Source organism: Marinomonas sp. ATLA20 (assembly GCF_057180105.1).
Window position 1 is genome coordinate 286,236 of record NZ_JBXUKU010000002.1, and the last position, 15,030, is coordinate 301,265.

The 15,030-nt window shown below is 44.7% G+C and carries 12 protein-coding genes; 11 read left to right on the forward strand and 1 reads right to left on the reverse strand.

Features of this window, described 5'->3' with window-relative positions; genetic code table 11:
* The first annotated feature begins 33 nt into the window (after window positions 1-33).
* The 3 genes from AC2A4J_RS05770 (at window position 34) to AC2A4J_RS05780 (ending at window position 4,997) form a co-directional block, all read left to right on the forward strand.
* Window positions 34-3,540 carry a hybrid sensor histidine kinase/response regulator gene (locus AC2A4J_RS05770; protein WP_484175276.1) on the forward strand — a complete coding sequence of 1,169 codons (3,507 nt, stop codon included), beginning with the start codon at window positions 34-36 and terminating at the stop codon, window positions 3,538-3,540.
* On the forward strand, window positions 3,527-4,438 hold the full coding sequence (locus tag AC2A4J_RS05775; RefSeq protein ID WP_484175277.1) for a response regulator: 912 nt from the start codon (window positions 3,527-3,529) through the stop codon (window positions 4,436-4,438). Before AC2A4J_RS05770 ends, AC2A4J_RS05775 begins: the two co-directional genes overlap by 14 nt.
* Window positions 4,439-4,553: 115 nt before the next feature.
* Window positions 4,554-4,997: a GNAT family N-acetyltransferase gene (locus tag AC2A4J_RS05780; RefSeq protein WP_484175278.1), complete on the forward strand. Its 444-nt coding sequence runs from the start codon at window positions 4,554-4,556 to the stop codon at window positions 4,995-4,997.
* Between the two features lie 44 nt (window positions 4,998-5,041).
* On the opposite strand, the gene AC2A4J_RS05785 is transcribed toward AC2A4J_RS05780, so the two are convergent.
* Window positions 5,042-5,137, reverse strand: a complete 96-nt coding sequence (locus AC2A4J_RS05785) for a hypothetical protein (protein WP_484175279.1) — start codon at window positions 5,135-5,137, stop codon at window positions 5,042-5,044.
* A gap of 392 nt (window positions 5,138-5,529) precedes the next feature.
* Here AC2A4J_RS05785 and AC2A4J_RS05790 point away from each other — a divergent pair, with 392 nt between their 5' ends.
* From AC2A4J_RS05790 to AC2A4J_RS05825, 8 genes are all read left to right on the forward strand, one after another.
* Window positions 5,530-8,700 carry an ATP-binding protein gene (locus AC2A4J_RS05790; RefSeq protein WP_484175280.1) on the forward strand — a complete coding sequence of 1,057 codons (3,171 nt, stop codon included), beginning with the start codon at window positions 5,530-5,532 and terminating at the stop codon, window positions 8,698-8,700.
* A gap of 30 nt (window positions 8,701-8,730) precedes the next feature.
* The gene (locus tag AC2A4J_RS05795) at window positions 8,731-9,078 is read left to right on the forward strand and encodes an Hpt domain-containing protein (protein ID WP_484175281.1); all 348 of its coding nucleotides are present in this window, start codon (window positions 8,731-8,733) and stop codon (window positions 9,076-9,078) included.
* Between the two features lie 196 nt (window positions 9,079-9,274).
* Window positions 9,275-10,576, forward strand: coding sequence for a sn-glycerol-3-phosphate ABC transporter substrate-binding protein UgpB (ugpB, locus tag AC2A4J_RS05800; protein WP_255827778.1), 1,302 nt, complete (start codon window positions 9,275-9,277; stop codon window positions 10,574-10,576).
* Window positions 10,577-10,675: 99 nt separating this feature from the next.
* Complete coding sequence (gene ugpA / locus AC2A4J_RS05805) at window positions 10,676-11,554, forward strand: sn-glycerol-3-phosphate ABC transporter permease UgpA (RefSeq protein WP_484175282.1); 879 nt, start codon at window positions 10,676-10,678, stop codon at window positions 11,552-11,554.
* Window positions 11,551-12,399: a sn-glycerol-3-phosphate ABC transporter permease UgpE gene (gene ugpE, locus AC2A4J_RS05810; RefSeq protein WP_484175283.1), complete on the forward strand. Its 849-nt coding sequence runs from the start codon at window positions 11,551-11,553 to the stop codon at window positions 12,397-12,399. The genes ugpA and ugpE overlap by 4 nt, the downstream gene beginning before the upstream one ends.
* Window positions 12,400-12,401: 2 nt before the next feature.
* The gene (locus tag AC2A4J_RS05815) at window positions 12,402-13,469 is read left to right on the forward strand and encodes a sn-glycerol-3-phosphate import ATP-binding protein UgpC (protein ID WP_484175284.1); all 1,068 of its coding nucleotides are present in this window, start codon (window positions 12,402-12,404) and stop codon (window positions 13,467-13,469) included.
* Window positions 13,470-13,476: 7 nt separating this feature from the next.
* Window positions 13,477-14,253 carry a glycerophosphoryl diester phosphodiesterase gene (locus AC2A4J_RS05820; RefSeq protein ID WP_484175285.1) on the forward strand — a complete coding sequence of 259 codons (777 nt, stop codon included), beginning with the start codon at window positions 13,477-13,479 and terminating at the stop codon, window positions 14,251-14,253.
* Window positions 14,254-14,267: 14 nt separating this feature from the next.
* Window positions 14,268-15,026 carry a DeoR/GlpR family DNA-binding transcription regulator gene (locus AC2A4J_RS05825; protein ID WP_484175286.1) on the forward strand — a complete coding sequence of 253 codons (759 nt, stop codon included), beginning with the start codon at window positions 14,268-14,270 and terminating at the stop codon, window positions 15,024-15,026.
* Window positions 15,027-15,030: the final 4 nt, after the last annotated feature.

Here is a 15,030-nt window from a genome sequence, read left to right on the forward strand (position 1 = left end):
AAGCGTCATTTTATCGTCTAAGCACGAGATTCTATGACGGCGGCACAAAAGATCTTTAAAGTGCGACGCCACTACAATAAGTGGGTCGCCGATCAAACCATGGAAGATTACGCTCTACGCTACACTTCTCGGCATGACAACGGCTCCAAGCAGGGCCATGCGATGAGTATTGAGCGTGTTGGTCATACTGCGCTCGGTGCTACCGCGTTTTTGGCTCTGGAGGGATTGGCTGCGGTTATTACTCTGGCGTATGGTTTTACCAACGCGGTGGCAGCTATTCTCACTGTGTTGGCGGTGTTTTTCGTCACGGGTTTCCCCATTGCTTATTATTCCGCTAAGCATGGTTTGGACATAGATTTATTGACCCGAGGCGCTGGTTTTGGCTATCTCGGATCGACCATTACTTCTCTGATTTACGCGACCTTCACCTTTATATTTTTTGCCATTGAGGCGGCTATTTTGGCCTCTGCAATGGAGGTTCTATTAGGCATTCCTTTGGCCTTGGGTTATGCGCTCTCGGCGATATTTGTGATTCCCATCGTAACGCATGGTATTCGTGCTATTAGTCGCTTTCAAAACGGAACCCAGTGGATTTGGTTGGTTCTGCAAGTCGCGGCTATCAGTGTGGTGGTGACTCAGGAATACCAAAATTTCGAAGGCTGGACGCAATATGCGCCAGTGGATTTGCCGCAAAGTACCCACTTTGATTGGGTTCTGTTTGGCGCAGCAGCGTCTGTTTTATTTGCCTTAATGGCGCAGATTGGCGAGCAAGTCGATTACTTACGTTTTTTTCCCATTAAGACCAAGCAAAACCGCCGACGCTGGTGGTTTTGGCTGATATTAGCGGGCCCAGGTTGGGTGTTTATTGGTGCAATTAAAATGCTATTGGGTTCGTTTTTGGCTTACTTGGCGATTTCAGATGGCGCTTCAGCGATACAAGCCACCGACCCAACCTATTTGTATCAGCGCATCTTTTTCTTTTTAACTACATCGCCTACCACCGCTTTGCTTTTGGCGGCGGTGTTTGTGTTTATCTGTCAGATGAAAATCAATTTAACCAACGCCTATGCGGGTTCTATTGCTTGGTCGAACTTCTTCTCTCGCTTAACTCACTCTCACCCCGGTCGAGTGGTCTGGTTGGTATTCAACGTGACTATTGCATTATTGCTGATGGAGCTAGGCATTTATCAAGCGTTAAGTGCTATTTTAGGCGTGTTTGCTATTGCTGCGGTGAGTTGGTTAGGCAGCTTGTCAGCGGATTTATTAATCAATAAGCCGTTGGGTTTAAGCCCTAATTATGTGGAGTTTAAACGGGCGCATTTATACGACATTAACCCAGTAGGAACAGGGTCGATGTTGATCGCGACGACATTAGGATTGGTGAGTTATTTAGGTGTCTTTGGTGAAGTGGCGAAAAGCTTGTGTCACTTTATTTCCTTGGGTTCTTGTTTTGTGTTTGTGCCGCTGATTGCATGGCTCACCAAGGGCAAATATTACCTAGCGCGCCAAAGCCCTGAATTGATCCCGATGATTGAGCTGGCAAAACAACGCAACCCTAAGTATGTCACTCTGACTTGTGGAATTTGTGAGAATGCGTTCGAAACGGAAGACATGAGTTTTTGTTCTGCCTACATGCAGCCGATTTGTTCTTTGTGTTGCTCCTTAGATGTACGCTGTTTAGATAGCTGTAAACCACAGGCAAGCATTGGGCAGCAGAGTGACTATTTCTTGAAGCTGTTTTTACCTAAGAGACTTGTTAAGGCGCTGAGCTCTCGCTTTGGTCGTTTTGCCTCTTTGTTGCTAATAATCAATATTATCAATGCCGCACTGATGATGTTGATTTATACGCAAATGGCACCGACATCGCTGAATGAAGAAGTCTTGTTGAAAGAGACTATGTTGGCGCTGTTCTTTACTCTGTTGATCGTTTCTGGTGTCTTATCATGGTTGTTTGTCCTCGCTCATGAAAGTCGTGTGGTGGCGCAGAAAGAGTCTAATAGGCAAACAAGAAAATTGATTCGTGAAGTTGATGCTCACCAAGAAACCGACCGAGCCTTGCAAGGGGCAAAAGAACAAGCCGAGCGAGCAAATGAGGCAAAAAGTCGTTATCTCACAGGAATAAGCCACGAATTACGCACACCGCTGCAATCTATTATTGGCTATGCACAACTCTTATCCGAGAAAGCTAATACACCTTCTGGGCACCAGAATGGTTTGGATATTATTCATCGCAGTGGTTTGTATTTGGCGGATTTGATCGAAGGTTTATTGGATATTTCCAAGATCGAAGCAGGGCGTTTTGATCTATATCGCAATACGGTGGATTTGCCGAAGTTAATCGATCAGCTAAACAGCATGTTTGCCATGCAAGCGCGTGACAAAGGCATTCAATTGCAGTCAAAAATTCTCGCACCATTGCCTCAACATGTCATAACAGATGAAAAGCGTTTACGGCAAATTTTGATTAACTTGTTGTCAAATGCCGTGAAATACACGCCAAAAGGCTCGGTATTGTTCGAAGTCAATTATCGTAATCAAGTGGCTGAGTTTGTTATCCGAGATACGGGTGTAGGCATTAAAGAAGGCCACTTAAAACGTATTTTTGATCCTTTCGAGCGAGTACGTGACATCAGTACTGGTAATTTACCTGGCACAGGCTTGGGCTTGACCATAGTGAAACTGTTAACAGACATCATGGGCGGCGATTTGCAGGCACATTCTGTGGTGGGCGAAGGCAGTGAATTTCGCGTCAGTTTGATGCTACCTTGGGTGAGCCAAGGAGATGGCTCTGCTTATGAATACAAACGCATCGTAAGTTACCGTGGCTATCAGCGTACTCTTATGGTGGTAGACGATGACCCTGTGGTACGTGGTTTGTTGTCGGATATTCTCGTGCCGCTGGGCTTTAATGTTTTGGAAGCCTCCGACGCTGAGGCTTGCTTGGATGAGCTGGATTCTTGCTCGCCAGATTTATTCGTATTAGATGTCTCCATGCCCGGTATGGATGGGTTGAGTTTAGCTAAGTTGCTACGTGATCGAGCTTATAGTGCGCCAATTATTATGTTGTCTGCTGATGCCAAAGAGAACCAACGTAAGCCAGATGAGCAAGCAGCGTTTAATCAGTATCTTGTTAAGCCTGTTAACAACAGTGATTTGTTGGATGCCATCAAACATTGGCTAGTGTTGGAATGGGTCTATCAAGAAACCGACGTCGATGTTGCTGCGCCTAGGCTTGTGGAAAAGCTCGCTGACAGCAATGAAGAGCACGAGCACAATCGGCTAGAAGAGCAACAAACTGCCGGCATTCCAGACCATGAAAGTGTGCGCGAACTGATGGCGTTTGCGGAGATGGGTTATAAAAAAGGCGTCGGCGGTTTGCTAGATCAGCTGGCTAAAACAGATGTCATTGACTCGATCCATTTACAACAATTGGAAAGCTTGTATCAAAGTTTTCAGTTCGACGCGATTGCCCAATACATACAAACACACTCACGTTTAATCAGTGATGTTAGCGAGAAATCCAACTATGAACCCGAGTAATAAAAGTGACATTGTTTTAGTGGTCGACGACTCGCCAGATGCGTTGAGCCTAATTCATGACACTTTGGAAGCTGCTAATATGGATGTGCTTGTTGCCCTTGAAGGCAAGCAAGCCTTAACCATTGCTCGACGAATTCGTCCCGACATCATTTTGCTCGATGCCATAATGCCGAATATGGATGGTTTTGACACCTGCCGAGCGTTGAAAGCAGAGCAAAGTCTGGCGTCGATTCCAGTTATTTTCATGACAGGTTTGAGCGATACCGACGACATTGTACGTGGCTTAGAAGCGGGTGGTGTGGATTATCTTACCAAGCCGATTCAGCCCAATGAATTGATTGCTCGCATGCGTGTACATTTGTCTAATGCGCGTTTGAGCAACAACGCTCAGTCCGCACTGGACAGTATGGGACAGTATTTGATGACGACAACCTACGCTGGTGAAATTGCGTGGGCGACGCCACAAACCTACGCCTTGCTTGCTAAGGCGCGAGCAAGCAGTGAATGGCAAAGTACTGAGCTGGCTTTGCAAATACGCCTCTGGTTAGCTCATCAGCCTGCCGTGGGGAACCTGCTGAAACTCAGTGGATTAGAGTACCCCTTGGCGCTGAAAATGATGGGCGTCACCGAACAAAAAGAAGTGCTATTACGTCTTGAAGACGGAGACAAACCCTCCGGTCCGGCTTTATTAAAGAAAGAACTCGACCTTACGGATCGCGAGTCAGAAGTCTTGCACTGGATTGCCAATGGGAAAACTAACCGTGAGATCGCTGAAATTCTTGAAATGAGCCCGCGCACAGTCAACAAGCACTTAGAGCAAATTTTCCCAAAACTAGGTGTTGAAAACCGTACTTCAGCTGCCGCTGTTGCTCTGCGAATTTTATCAAAAGATCGATAGTTTTGGTTGAGTGTTTACTATTGTTTAGGCTTAACTTTAGGTAAGTACTTTCTTATTTTATAAACGCATAAATTACTTTATGCTGCCGTTTTACCGCATCGAAAAAGGTGTCCTAATGTCTATTGAGCAATCCATCGAGTTATCGCTTCCTATCGCTTATAAGGTGAATCAGGCTATAACGGCTAAGCAGTTTGTGGAGTTGCTGGCGAAAACGACATTGGGCGCGCGTCGTCCTATCAATGAGCCTGAAACAATAAAGGCTATGTTGGAAAATGCTAATTTGCTGATTACCGCATGGCAAGGCGAGGCCTTGGTCGGCGTGGCGCGTTCAGTGACGGATTTTGCCTTTTGTTGTTACTTATCGGACTTGGCAGTGGATGAATCTGTGCAGGCAACGGGGATTGGTAAAACGCTGATCCGAATGACCAAGGAAGCCTTACAGCCTAAGTGTTCGTTAATTTTATTGTCTGCGCCTCAGGCAGTGGATTACTACCCTAAAATTGGTTTTTCTCAACATAATAGTGCGTGGGTGCTGACGGATATTACGATGTTAAAATAGCCTCCGAAAGTAACTTATTGTTTTGAAAAGAGTAAAAATCATTTTTACTTAAAATGTCGTCTATTTTTATACTCGTTCATGTTTGGAATATCAGAGAAGAACTGCTCTGTCGTCAATGTCCCCACACCTTGTATCGACATAAGTAGTTGGGCGTTGTTATTACGATTTTAATGTTAAACATGATGGTTCGCCTGTTTGTTTAGTCTACCTTAAGTATAGCTTAGGGGGGGAGACGGACCATCTAATTAAGTATCGGTAAAAAATACTAACCCATTGACTTGTAATAAAAATACATTCCAATAATAGGTACGGTGAATTATCTTAACTCATTGGATTTATTAGATTAAAGAAAGGATTGAAAATCCTCGTGTCGGCGGTTCGATTCCGTCTCTGGGCACCATATACTCATCACTTGCTTCTCTTCTCTTGCGCTTATTAAGTTAATGATTTATTACATAACGTAACCAATATTAGATCTTCATAATTCGTGATTTTAGCTATGCTTAGATCATCTTTGATGGAGCAAGTTTGTATGATGAAAGTGATGTCGATTATCGCTTTAACTGCGTTGGGGTATTTTATCCTTGGCGTTGTGGGGTTAGCTGTTGCGATTTCGCCTGGTTATTCGACGATTATTTGGCCCGCTTCTGGTTTGGCGGTGGCGGCGTCTGTCTTTTTTCCTAAACAAGCACCGTTCGGAATTTTTCTGGGCTCTTTTTTGCTCAATATCGGTGCGACTTGGTTTAATAATCATCCTATTGCTTTTTCTCTCCCTGCACTTATTGCCCTTGGTTCAACGTTACAGTCTTTTGTTGGCGGCTATTTAGTTCGCCGATTTGTTGGTGTGCCTTTCCAATTTCATCGTACTGGCTTAGTGGTTCGGTTTATCTTTTTAGCGGGTGTTTTGTCCACCTTGATTAGTGCCAGTGTTGGTTCAGCGTCGCTGCTTTCTTTTGGAATCATTAATAAAGAGGAATTTCTGACCAATTGGCTAGTTTGGTGGGGCGGCGATATGATCGGGGTACTGGTCATGGTGCCTTGGTTGGCGGTGTGTTTTCCTCAGTATTTTGGTAATAAATTCGAACATCCGCTGCGTTTAGTGGGTGGTTTTCTATTTGTCTTGGTGCTTACGATTGTTTTGTCTTGGGGAAGCAGTTATTCGGAATGGAACAAGCAGTCGAAAGAGTTTCGTTCCAACGCTGAATTGTTAGACGTGTTGCTCAATAATCGTATTAAAAACAGTGTGGATATGCTGCATAGCTTTGTTGGTCTGGTCAAAGGCAGTGATGAAGTGGATGCAAAAGAATTTGAATTGTTCGCTAACAGTGTGATGCAACGCGACGATTCGATACTCATTGTTAGTTTGAATTTTGCTATGGCAGGTGAAAACTTAGCCAGTTTTGAACGTGATATTCAAAAGGACTATCCTGATCGAGTATTTCGAGTTAGGGAAAAAAATGACGCGAACCAGTTTGTTTTTGCTACACCCAGGTCACAACACATAGTCGTCACTTACATTAGTCCTTTGGAGGGGAACGAGCAGGCACTGGGTTACGATGTTTACTCTCAGGCTGACCGACGTTTTGCTCTTGATCAGGCGATAACGTTGCGTAAGGCTTACCCGACGACGCCCCTCAAGCTTGTACAAGGTTCTCATGCCATTCTATTATTTATGCCATTTTTTGATCGGGAAACCGATGTCTTTTTAGGCGTTGCAACCGCAGTAATAGAGCTGGATGTATTAACCAATACCATTGTAGAGCGGGGTTTATTACCTAATACCGATTTGTATTTGGTGGACTTAGATGATGGCTCTTCAACGCCAACGCTTGTCACTAAAAATTTGACAGCGAGCCTGTCTGCTCAAGACGTTGTAGATCGTTACAGTGCGGGTGATTTTAGTCACGCTGTTCGTTTTGATATTGATGTCGGTGGTAAAAAATGGCAGTTATATCAAGTTACTGACAACTACTTTTTCAAACAGCCTTGGATCGTGAAATTTGTTTTGGCTTGTGGCTTTTTGTTCTCCGGCTTGGCTGGCTGGTTTTTATTGATTGTAAGTAGCCACACGGCGGAAATAGAAAATCGAGTGAGATTAAGAACGCGAGATTTGCAGTTGGCAAACGAGCATTTAAAAGCCTCTGAATTGGAACAAAGTAAAGCCAAAGAAGAAGCACAAGAAGCCAACCGCGCTAAAAGTGAGTTTTTGGCGAACATGAGCCACGAAATTCGTACACCATTAAATGGCGTTATTGGCTGTTTGTCTTTGTTGATGAGTACAAAACTGCAGTCTGAGCAGGCGAATTTGGCGAAAATATCTCAGCAAAGTGCAGAATCCTTGCTGGATATTATTAATGACATTTTAGATTTGTCTAAGATCGAGATGGGGACCTTGGAGTTAGATAAGCAAGAATTTGAATTAAGGGCGCTAATTGAAGAAGTGACTGGTGTTTTTGTCTTAAAAGCTGAAGAGAAAGGTATTGTTCTGAATTCGCCAGCGACACCTATTCCTAATGTGGTGCTTTATGGTGATAGATTACGTATTAAGCAGGTATTGGTGAATTTAATGGCTAACGCTGTCAAATTTACCCAAGAGGGTGAGGTAGCGTTATTCCTTTCGGTTGAGCCGTTAGTTGATAACAGTGTTGTTTTGCGAGTTGGTATTAAAGACTCTGGGATTGGTATTTCTGAAACGAATCAAAAGCATTTGTTCCAGCGTTTTAAACAAGCGGATGGGTCGACAACTCGTAAGTTTGGTGGCACCGGATTAGGCTTGGCAATCAGTAAAGAAATTGTTCAAGTTATGAGTGGCGAAATCGGTTTGAACTCGGTAGAAAATCAGGGTTCTGAATTTTGGTTTCGTATACCACTTGATGTGGTTTCAATGGCTGAGCAGACCCCATTGATAACGGGTGGTGTAGAACAAGCTGTTAGAGTGACGTTAATTTATGCTAATAAAACCGGTCGTGACTATGTTGCTGCATTGCTGGATTCATTCGGTGTTATTCACAATGCTTACGACAGTATTGCTACCGCGCTGGCTGACAGCGAATGGATAGGGCGTTGTGTTTTACTGGACTCTGATGTCATTTCGGCAGTTTCTGATGTCTCTGAATTGAACGCATTCTGTCAGAAAAATGCGATTAAGCGAGTATTGCTACAAGGTCGTTCAGATATGGATTTTGATAAAGAAGTGTATGTTGCTGCTTTAGCAAAACCTGTCTTTCAGCAGCCACTGCTGGACGTGCTTGAAAATCTAAAACCATTAGTGGAAGGAGAGCCTGAGATGGCGAGTGAAGTAGAGAAGACCCCTGATGGTCGGCCAGTATTTAAAGCCAAAGTATTGTTAGCAGAAGACAATTTGACCAATCAGATTGTTGCCCGTGGTTTGTTGAACTTGTATGGCGTAGAGGTTGTGGTGGCGAAAAATGGCCAAGAAGCGGTTGAGCAAGCCCAATCGACTCAATTCGATATGATTTTTATGGATTGCCAGATGCCAGTAATGGATGGTTATGAAGCGACGCGAACTATTCGCCAGTTTACTGATGGGCAAACGCCTTCTGATGTAGCGATTGTTGCACTCAGTGCTAATGCCATGAAAGGTGACGAAGACGACTGTTTCGCGGCTGGCATGAATGACCATATTGCAAAACCCATTTCGCAGGAAAAGTTAGTTGCGATACTCACAAAATGGCTTCCTTAGAGAATAGTATGGAAACGGAGATTCTAAGTTATGTTTGAGCCTAAGGTGTTTGATAATACAGATTACGAAAGTCGTTTGGCCTATAACCACGAATTAATGGCATTGGTTGCGGGTGAATTTATTAAAGAAGCAACGACCTTACTGAAAACTCTGCAGGCTCATGTTAATGGCGGCGATTGGCATGATTTCGCTCTGGTGGCGCATCGCTTAAGAGGCGCCGCTTTGGAAGTGTCTGGCTATCGCTTTTGTCAATTAATCTCAGAGATGGAAGCGCTCGTGATAAAGCATGAAAGCGACTTGTTGGCGGCGTACCATGTGGCGCTCACTGAAGAGTTTGATGCTCTCGTATTGGCTTTGAATCAAGAAATTTTGCGTTAATCCTTATCTAATAATTTTTTCATTTCTGTTATTTTTCTTCATTTTTCTTTTGTTTTTCCGCTATTTGTTGGTTTGAAAGTTTCATTTGAATTGCGATTGTATTTCAAATGAAACCTTACTATCATCAAAGTGAAATATATTCTTTCTATAGTCGTTCTTTCTTTTCTAATAAAAACTCATTGTGAGGAACACGGAAATGCATAATTTGAAGTTAGCGTCAGTGGTTGTTGGTCTATCTATTGCGAGTTCAGGCTTTGCCGCCACACAAGTAGAATGGTGGCATGCAATGGGTGGTGCAAATGGCGAAAAAGTAAATGAAATCGCTAAAGCGTTTAACGACTCCCAAGATGCTTATGAAGTGAAGCCAGTTTATAAAGGCAATTACACAGAGACGATGACGTCAGCTATTGCCGCGTTTCGAGCGAAACAGCAACCAGCGATCGTTCAGGTATTTGAAGTAGGTACTGCGAGTATGATGGCGGCTAAAGGCGCTATTTACCCAGTATATAAGCTGATGCGTGAGTCTGGTCAATCGTTTGATGAAAGTGCTTATTTGAGCGCTGTGACAGGTTATTACACCAACAGTGATGGCCAAATGCTGTCTATGCCATTCAACAGTTCTACGCCTGTACTTTACTACAACAAAGATTTGTTCAAAAAAGCGGGCATCAGCCAAGCGCCTAAAACATGGCAAGATGTCGAAAGTGTTTCTAAGAAACTGCAAGCATCAGGTGTATCTTGTGGCTTTACGACGGCTTGGCAATCTTGGGTACAGCTAGAGAACTTAAGTTCTCGTCACAATGTACCATTTGCTACGTTAGAGAATGGCTTTGGCGGTTTGAAAACCGAGTTGAAATTTAATGGTCCATTGCAAGTTGCGCATATTTCAAAAATGGGCGAATGGCAAAAGAACGGCATCTTTAGCTATTCAGGTCGTACTAACGATGGTGCAGCGAAGTTCTATAGCCAAGAATGTGCCATGTTTACTGAATCTTCTGCCGGTTACGCTGGCATAAAACGTAATGCGAAATTCGATTTTGGTGTTGCGGAACTTCCTTACTGGGAAGGCAAGGTAAAACAACCTTCTAATACCATTATCGGTGGCGCGTCTTTGTGGGTATTGCAAGGTCACTCTAAAGAAGAATACAAAGGTGTGGCGTCTTTCCTAAGCTATCTATCAAGTGCATCTGTTCAGGCTGACTGGCATCAGTTCTCTGGTTACTTGCCAATTACTAAGGCCGCGTATGATTTGACCAAAGGTCAAGGTTTCTACGCCGCGAACCCTGGTACGGAAACGGGTGTCATCCAAATGACAACAGGTACGCCAACGGAAAACACTAAAGGTTTGCGTTTGGGTAACTTTGTACAGATTCGTGGCATCATAGACGAAGCATTAGAATCTGTTTGGAGTGGCGATGTAGATGCTCAAACCGCTTTGAATACCGCTGTTGAACGTGGTAACGCGCAACTTCGTAAGTTTGAAAAAGCGAACGACTAAATAAAACTAGCGCCCTTATGTTTTCTGCATAAGGGCGCTTTTTATTGAATGGCGTATTTTTCTTTTTAATTTGTCGTTTTCTTTTTTTTGGATTGTCCGATGACAGTTACCTTTCCCCAAAAAGGCCTACCTTGGCTTTTGCTGTTGCCCCAGCTCTTGGTGACCGCTATTTTCTTTCTTTGGCCAGCTGAGCAAGCCTTAGAGCAAGCGTTTTATCAGGAAGACGCCTTTGGTCTGAGTCGAGAGTTTATTGGCTTGGAAAACTTTGCGGATTTATTTTCTGATCCTTTGTATTACCAATCTATGTTAACCACCTTGGTGTTCAGTTTTTCTGTTGCCATTGTGGGCATGTCTTTAGCGCTGTTGTTGGCCGTGATGGCGGATCGTATTATCCGTGGCAAGCTGGCGTATCAAACTTTGTTAATTTGGCCATATGCTGTCGCGCCTGCGTTGGCGGGTGTTTTGTGGTGGATTTTGTTTGATCCGAGCATGGGGCCGATTGCCCTATGGTTGAAGTCAGCGGGTATTGATTGGAACCATTATCTTGATGGTAACCAAGCGATGATTTTGGTGGTGATTGCGTCGACTTGGAAGCAAATTAGTTACAACTTCTTATTTTTCCTTGCTGGTTTGCAAGCCGTACCGCGCTCGCTTATTGAAGCAGCAGCGATTGATGGTGCGAGTCCATTTAAGCGCTTTTGGACCATTGTTTTTCCGCTATTGTCTCCGACGACGTTTTTCTTGTTGGTAGTGAATCTTGTGTACGCCTTCTTTGAAACCTTCGGGGTGATCGATGCGACCACCAAAGGTGGTCCAGGGCAAAGTACAACCACTTTAGTTTACAAAGTATTTGATGACGGTTTTGTTGGTTTAGATCTGGGTGGATCAGCGGCGCAATCGGTTGTTCTTATGGCGATTGTCGGCTTGATGACGGTGATTCAGTTTCGTTTTATTGAGCGTAAGGTGCAGTACTCATGATCGAAAATCGACCTTGGTTAACCTTTGCAAGTCACGCGACCTTGTTGATTGGGATCGCTTTAGTAGCCTTGCCTGTTTGGATGGCGTTGGTGGCATCGACACATCCTGCTTCGGCGTTTGGCGTTGGGCATATTCCTTTGTGGTTTGGCGATGCGGGCGCACAAACATGGGGAACGGTATTGTTTGAAAAAGCGGGCAACGGCGTGGATACGCCTGTCTGGTTTATGATGCTGAACTCTTTGATTATGGCGCTGGGCATTACCTTCGGCAAAATCGCCATCTCTTTGTTGTCAGCTTATGCGATTGTGTTCTTCCGTTTCCCATTTCGTAACCTGTGCTTTTGGATCATCTTCATGACCTTAATGCTGCCCGTGGAGGTGCGGATTGTGCCGACCTATGAGGTGGTGGCGAATCTTGATCTGCTTAACAGTTATACAGGTTTAACCTTGCCTTTGATTGCCAGTGCGACGGCGACTTTCTTGTTTCGTCAGTGTTTTTTAAGCATCCCAGGGGAGCTGGTGGAAGCCGCTCGAATGGACGGTGCAGGGCCATGGCGTTTCTTTTTCGATATCTTGTTGCCGCTGTCTCGAACCAATATTGCGGCCTTGTTTGTGATCTTGTTTATTTACGGTTGGAATCAATATCTATGGCCTTTGTTGATCACCACAGACGATGCCTATTACACCTTGGTGATGAGTATTAAGCGCATGCTGTCGGTGACCGATGGTGATATCGCATGGAACCAAATTATGGCAACTACCTTATTAGCGATGTTGCCACCCGTTGCGGTGGTGATAGGCATGCAGAAGCTGTTTGTTAAAGGCTTAGTGGATTCGGAGAAGTAGTAATGACGGACGTTATTTTAGAAAAAGTGGGTAAGACTTACCCTAATGGTTATCATGCCATTCCAAGCGTCGATTTAACGATTGAAGAAGGCGAATTTATTGTTTTAGTCGGCCCTTCTGGTTGTGGTAAATCCACCTTGCTGCGCATGGTGGCAGGTCTGGAAAGTATTTCCACTGGTGAGCTGCGCATCCGTGGCGAGCGCATGAATGAGAAGGAACCCGCTGAGCGAGACATCGCCATGGTGTTTCAGAATTACGCCTTGTACCCGCATATGTCGGTGTACGACAACATGGCTTACGGCCTAAAAAACCGCGGTATGCCAAAGGATCAAATTGCTGAAAAGGTCAGTGATGTAGCACAGATGCTGGGCTTAACGGAATTACTACAGCGTAAGCCGCGTCAATTATCCGGCGGCCAGCGTCAACGTGTTGCTATGGGGCGCGCTATGGTGCGAGACCCGAAAGTGTTTTTGTTCGATGAACCTTTGTCTAATCTAGATGCAAAATTACGTGTGCAGATGCGTGTCGAGATTCGTCAGTTGCAGCGTAAATTAGGCACCACGACCTTGTATGTAACCCATGATCAAGTTGAGGCGATGACCTTGGCAGATCGCTTGGTGGTTTTAAACAAAGGCAAGGCGGAGCAAATTGGTACGCCGATGGATTTATACAATAAACCGGCCACGCCTTTCGTGGCGGCCTTTATTGGTTCTCCTTCAATGAATTTGATCGACGCGAATCTTACTGAGCAAGGTATCAAAATCTCAGAGGCGCTAACTTTACCTTTGTCCCATCAACACCGAGGTGGCGTCGTATGGGGAATTCGTCCTGAGCATTTGGAAGTGAGTGATGAACACAATGCCGATTTCGCTTTGCGCATCCAAGCGGTAGAATCCTTGGGGGCAGAGACGTTAATTCACGGTAAAATAGAGACCGAATCTGGTAATGGCGAGCCTATGGTGGTGCGTTTGTCTGGGCCGCATTTGCCAGATGTGAATAGCCTTATGTGGTTAACGGCACCAGTGTCCCATTGGCACTTATTTGATGCAAAAACTCAACAACGATTGTGAGATCGATATGACAAATGACAATGTTTCTACCGGTTATATTGTGAAAGACAAGGTGCTCAATACCAGAGTAATGGGGCACCGTGGTGCGGCATTATTGGCACCTGAAAATACCTTGGCGTCTATCCGAGCTGCTGCTGAAGCAGGGGTGACTTGGGTAGAAATTGATGTGTATTTAATTGCCGAAGGTGGGTTGGTTATTTTTCATGATGACACTCTTGATCGCTGTACCAATGGATCGGGTGTGACTCGTGATGCACGTCCTGTCGAGGTCGCTCAACTGGACGCAGGTGCGTGGTTTTCTGACAAGTTTGCTGGTGAGAAAGTGCCTACTTTGTTGGAGGCGTTGGAATGCATTCAATCGTTGAATCTTGGCCTGAACCTTGAAATTAAACACGATAGTGCCGATGTAGAAAACATTGTGCCTGCTGTTATGGCGATGTTGCGCGATTATTGGCAAGACAACAATAAACTGATGATTTCCAGTTTTAACTTAGCGGCGTTAGAGCTTTGTTACGAGATTGATCCTCAGCGTCACCTCGCTCCTTTATATGAAAACATTCCTGACGACTGGCAAGAACGGCTTGCGGCTATTAAAGCGTACAGTTTGAATTGCGATTACTCTCGATTGACTGAAACTCAGGCGCGAGCGGTAAAAGCCGCAGGTTATAAATTGCTGTGCTACACCGCCAATGACCCAAAGGAAGTGGAACGGCATTGGGAGTGGGGAATGGACGCTGTGATTACCGATGATCCGACTCAGTTCTCATCACTGTTGGCAGAATAAATTAAGGGCGTTGTGTGGGATTAAATGAAAGGCAAAACCAGATATTAAATTGGGTTCAGCAAGAAGACGCCCTATTGGTTGAAGATATGGTGGCACGTTTTAATGTCTCATCTCAGACCATACGTAAAGATATTAATCAGCTGGCAGAACGTCATCTTGTCCGTCGTACACATGGCGGTATTGCACCAGTATCTAGTACGGAAAATTTGCCGTTCGACCATCGCCAGTTTTTGAACAGTGATGCGAAAGAGGCGATTGCTGCGAATGTTGCTCAGGTGATACCCGACGGTGCCTCAGTGTTTCTAGGGATTGGCACCACAGTGGAATATGTGGCGAAAGCCTTGGTGTCTCATCATGACCTACAAGTCTTTACCAACAACTTAACGGTGGCGAGCATCTTGGGCAATTACCCTGAGGTAAGAGTGCGTGTTTTGGCTGGAAAATTACGCCATCAGCATCATGACTTAGTAGGTGAAGAAACCTTGTTTGGATTGCGCCAATACTATTTTGATTACGGCGTATTAGGCTGTGGTGGTATGGATGAAGAGCAAGGGATATTGGATTTTGACCCTGAAGAAGCCGCTGTGAGCCGTGTTTTGGTCGAGCAAAGTCGTCATACTTTATTGGTTGCAGACCAGCACAAATGGGGGCGAAAAGCCATGGCGAGAGTTCAGCCTTTTGCTGCGATAGACTGGTTATTTAGTGATGTGCTAACCGAGTCGCAAACGCAATTACTCACCTCTCATGGTGTTCAAATTAAACTCTGCTCTTAGGACG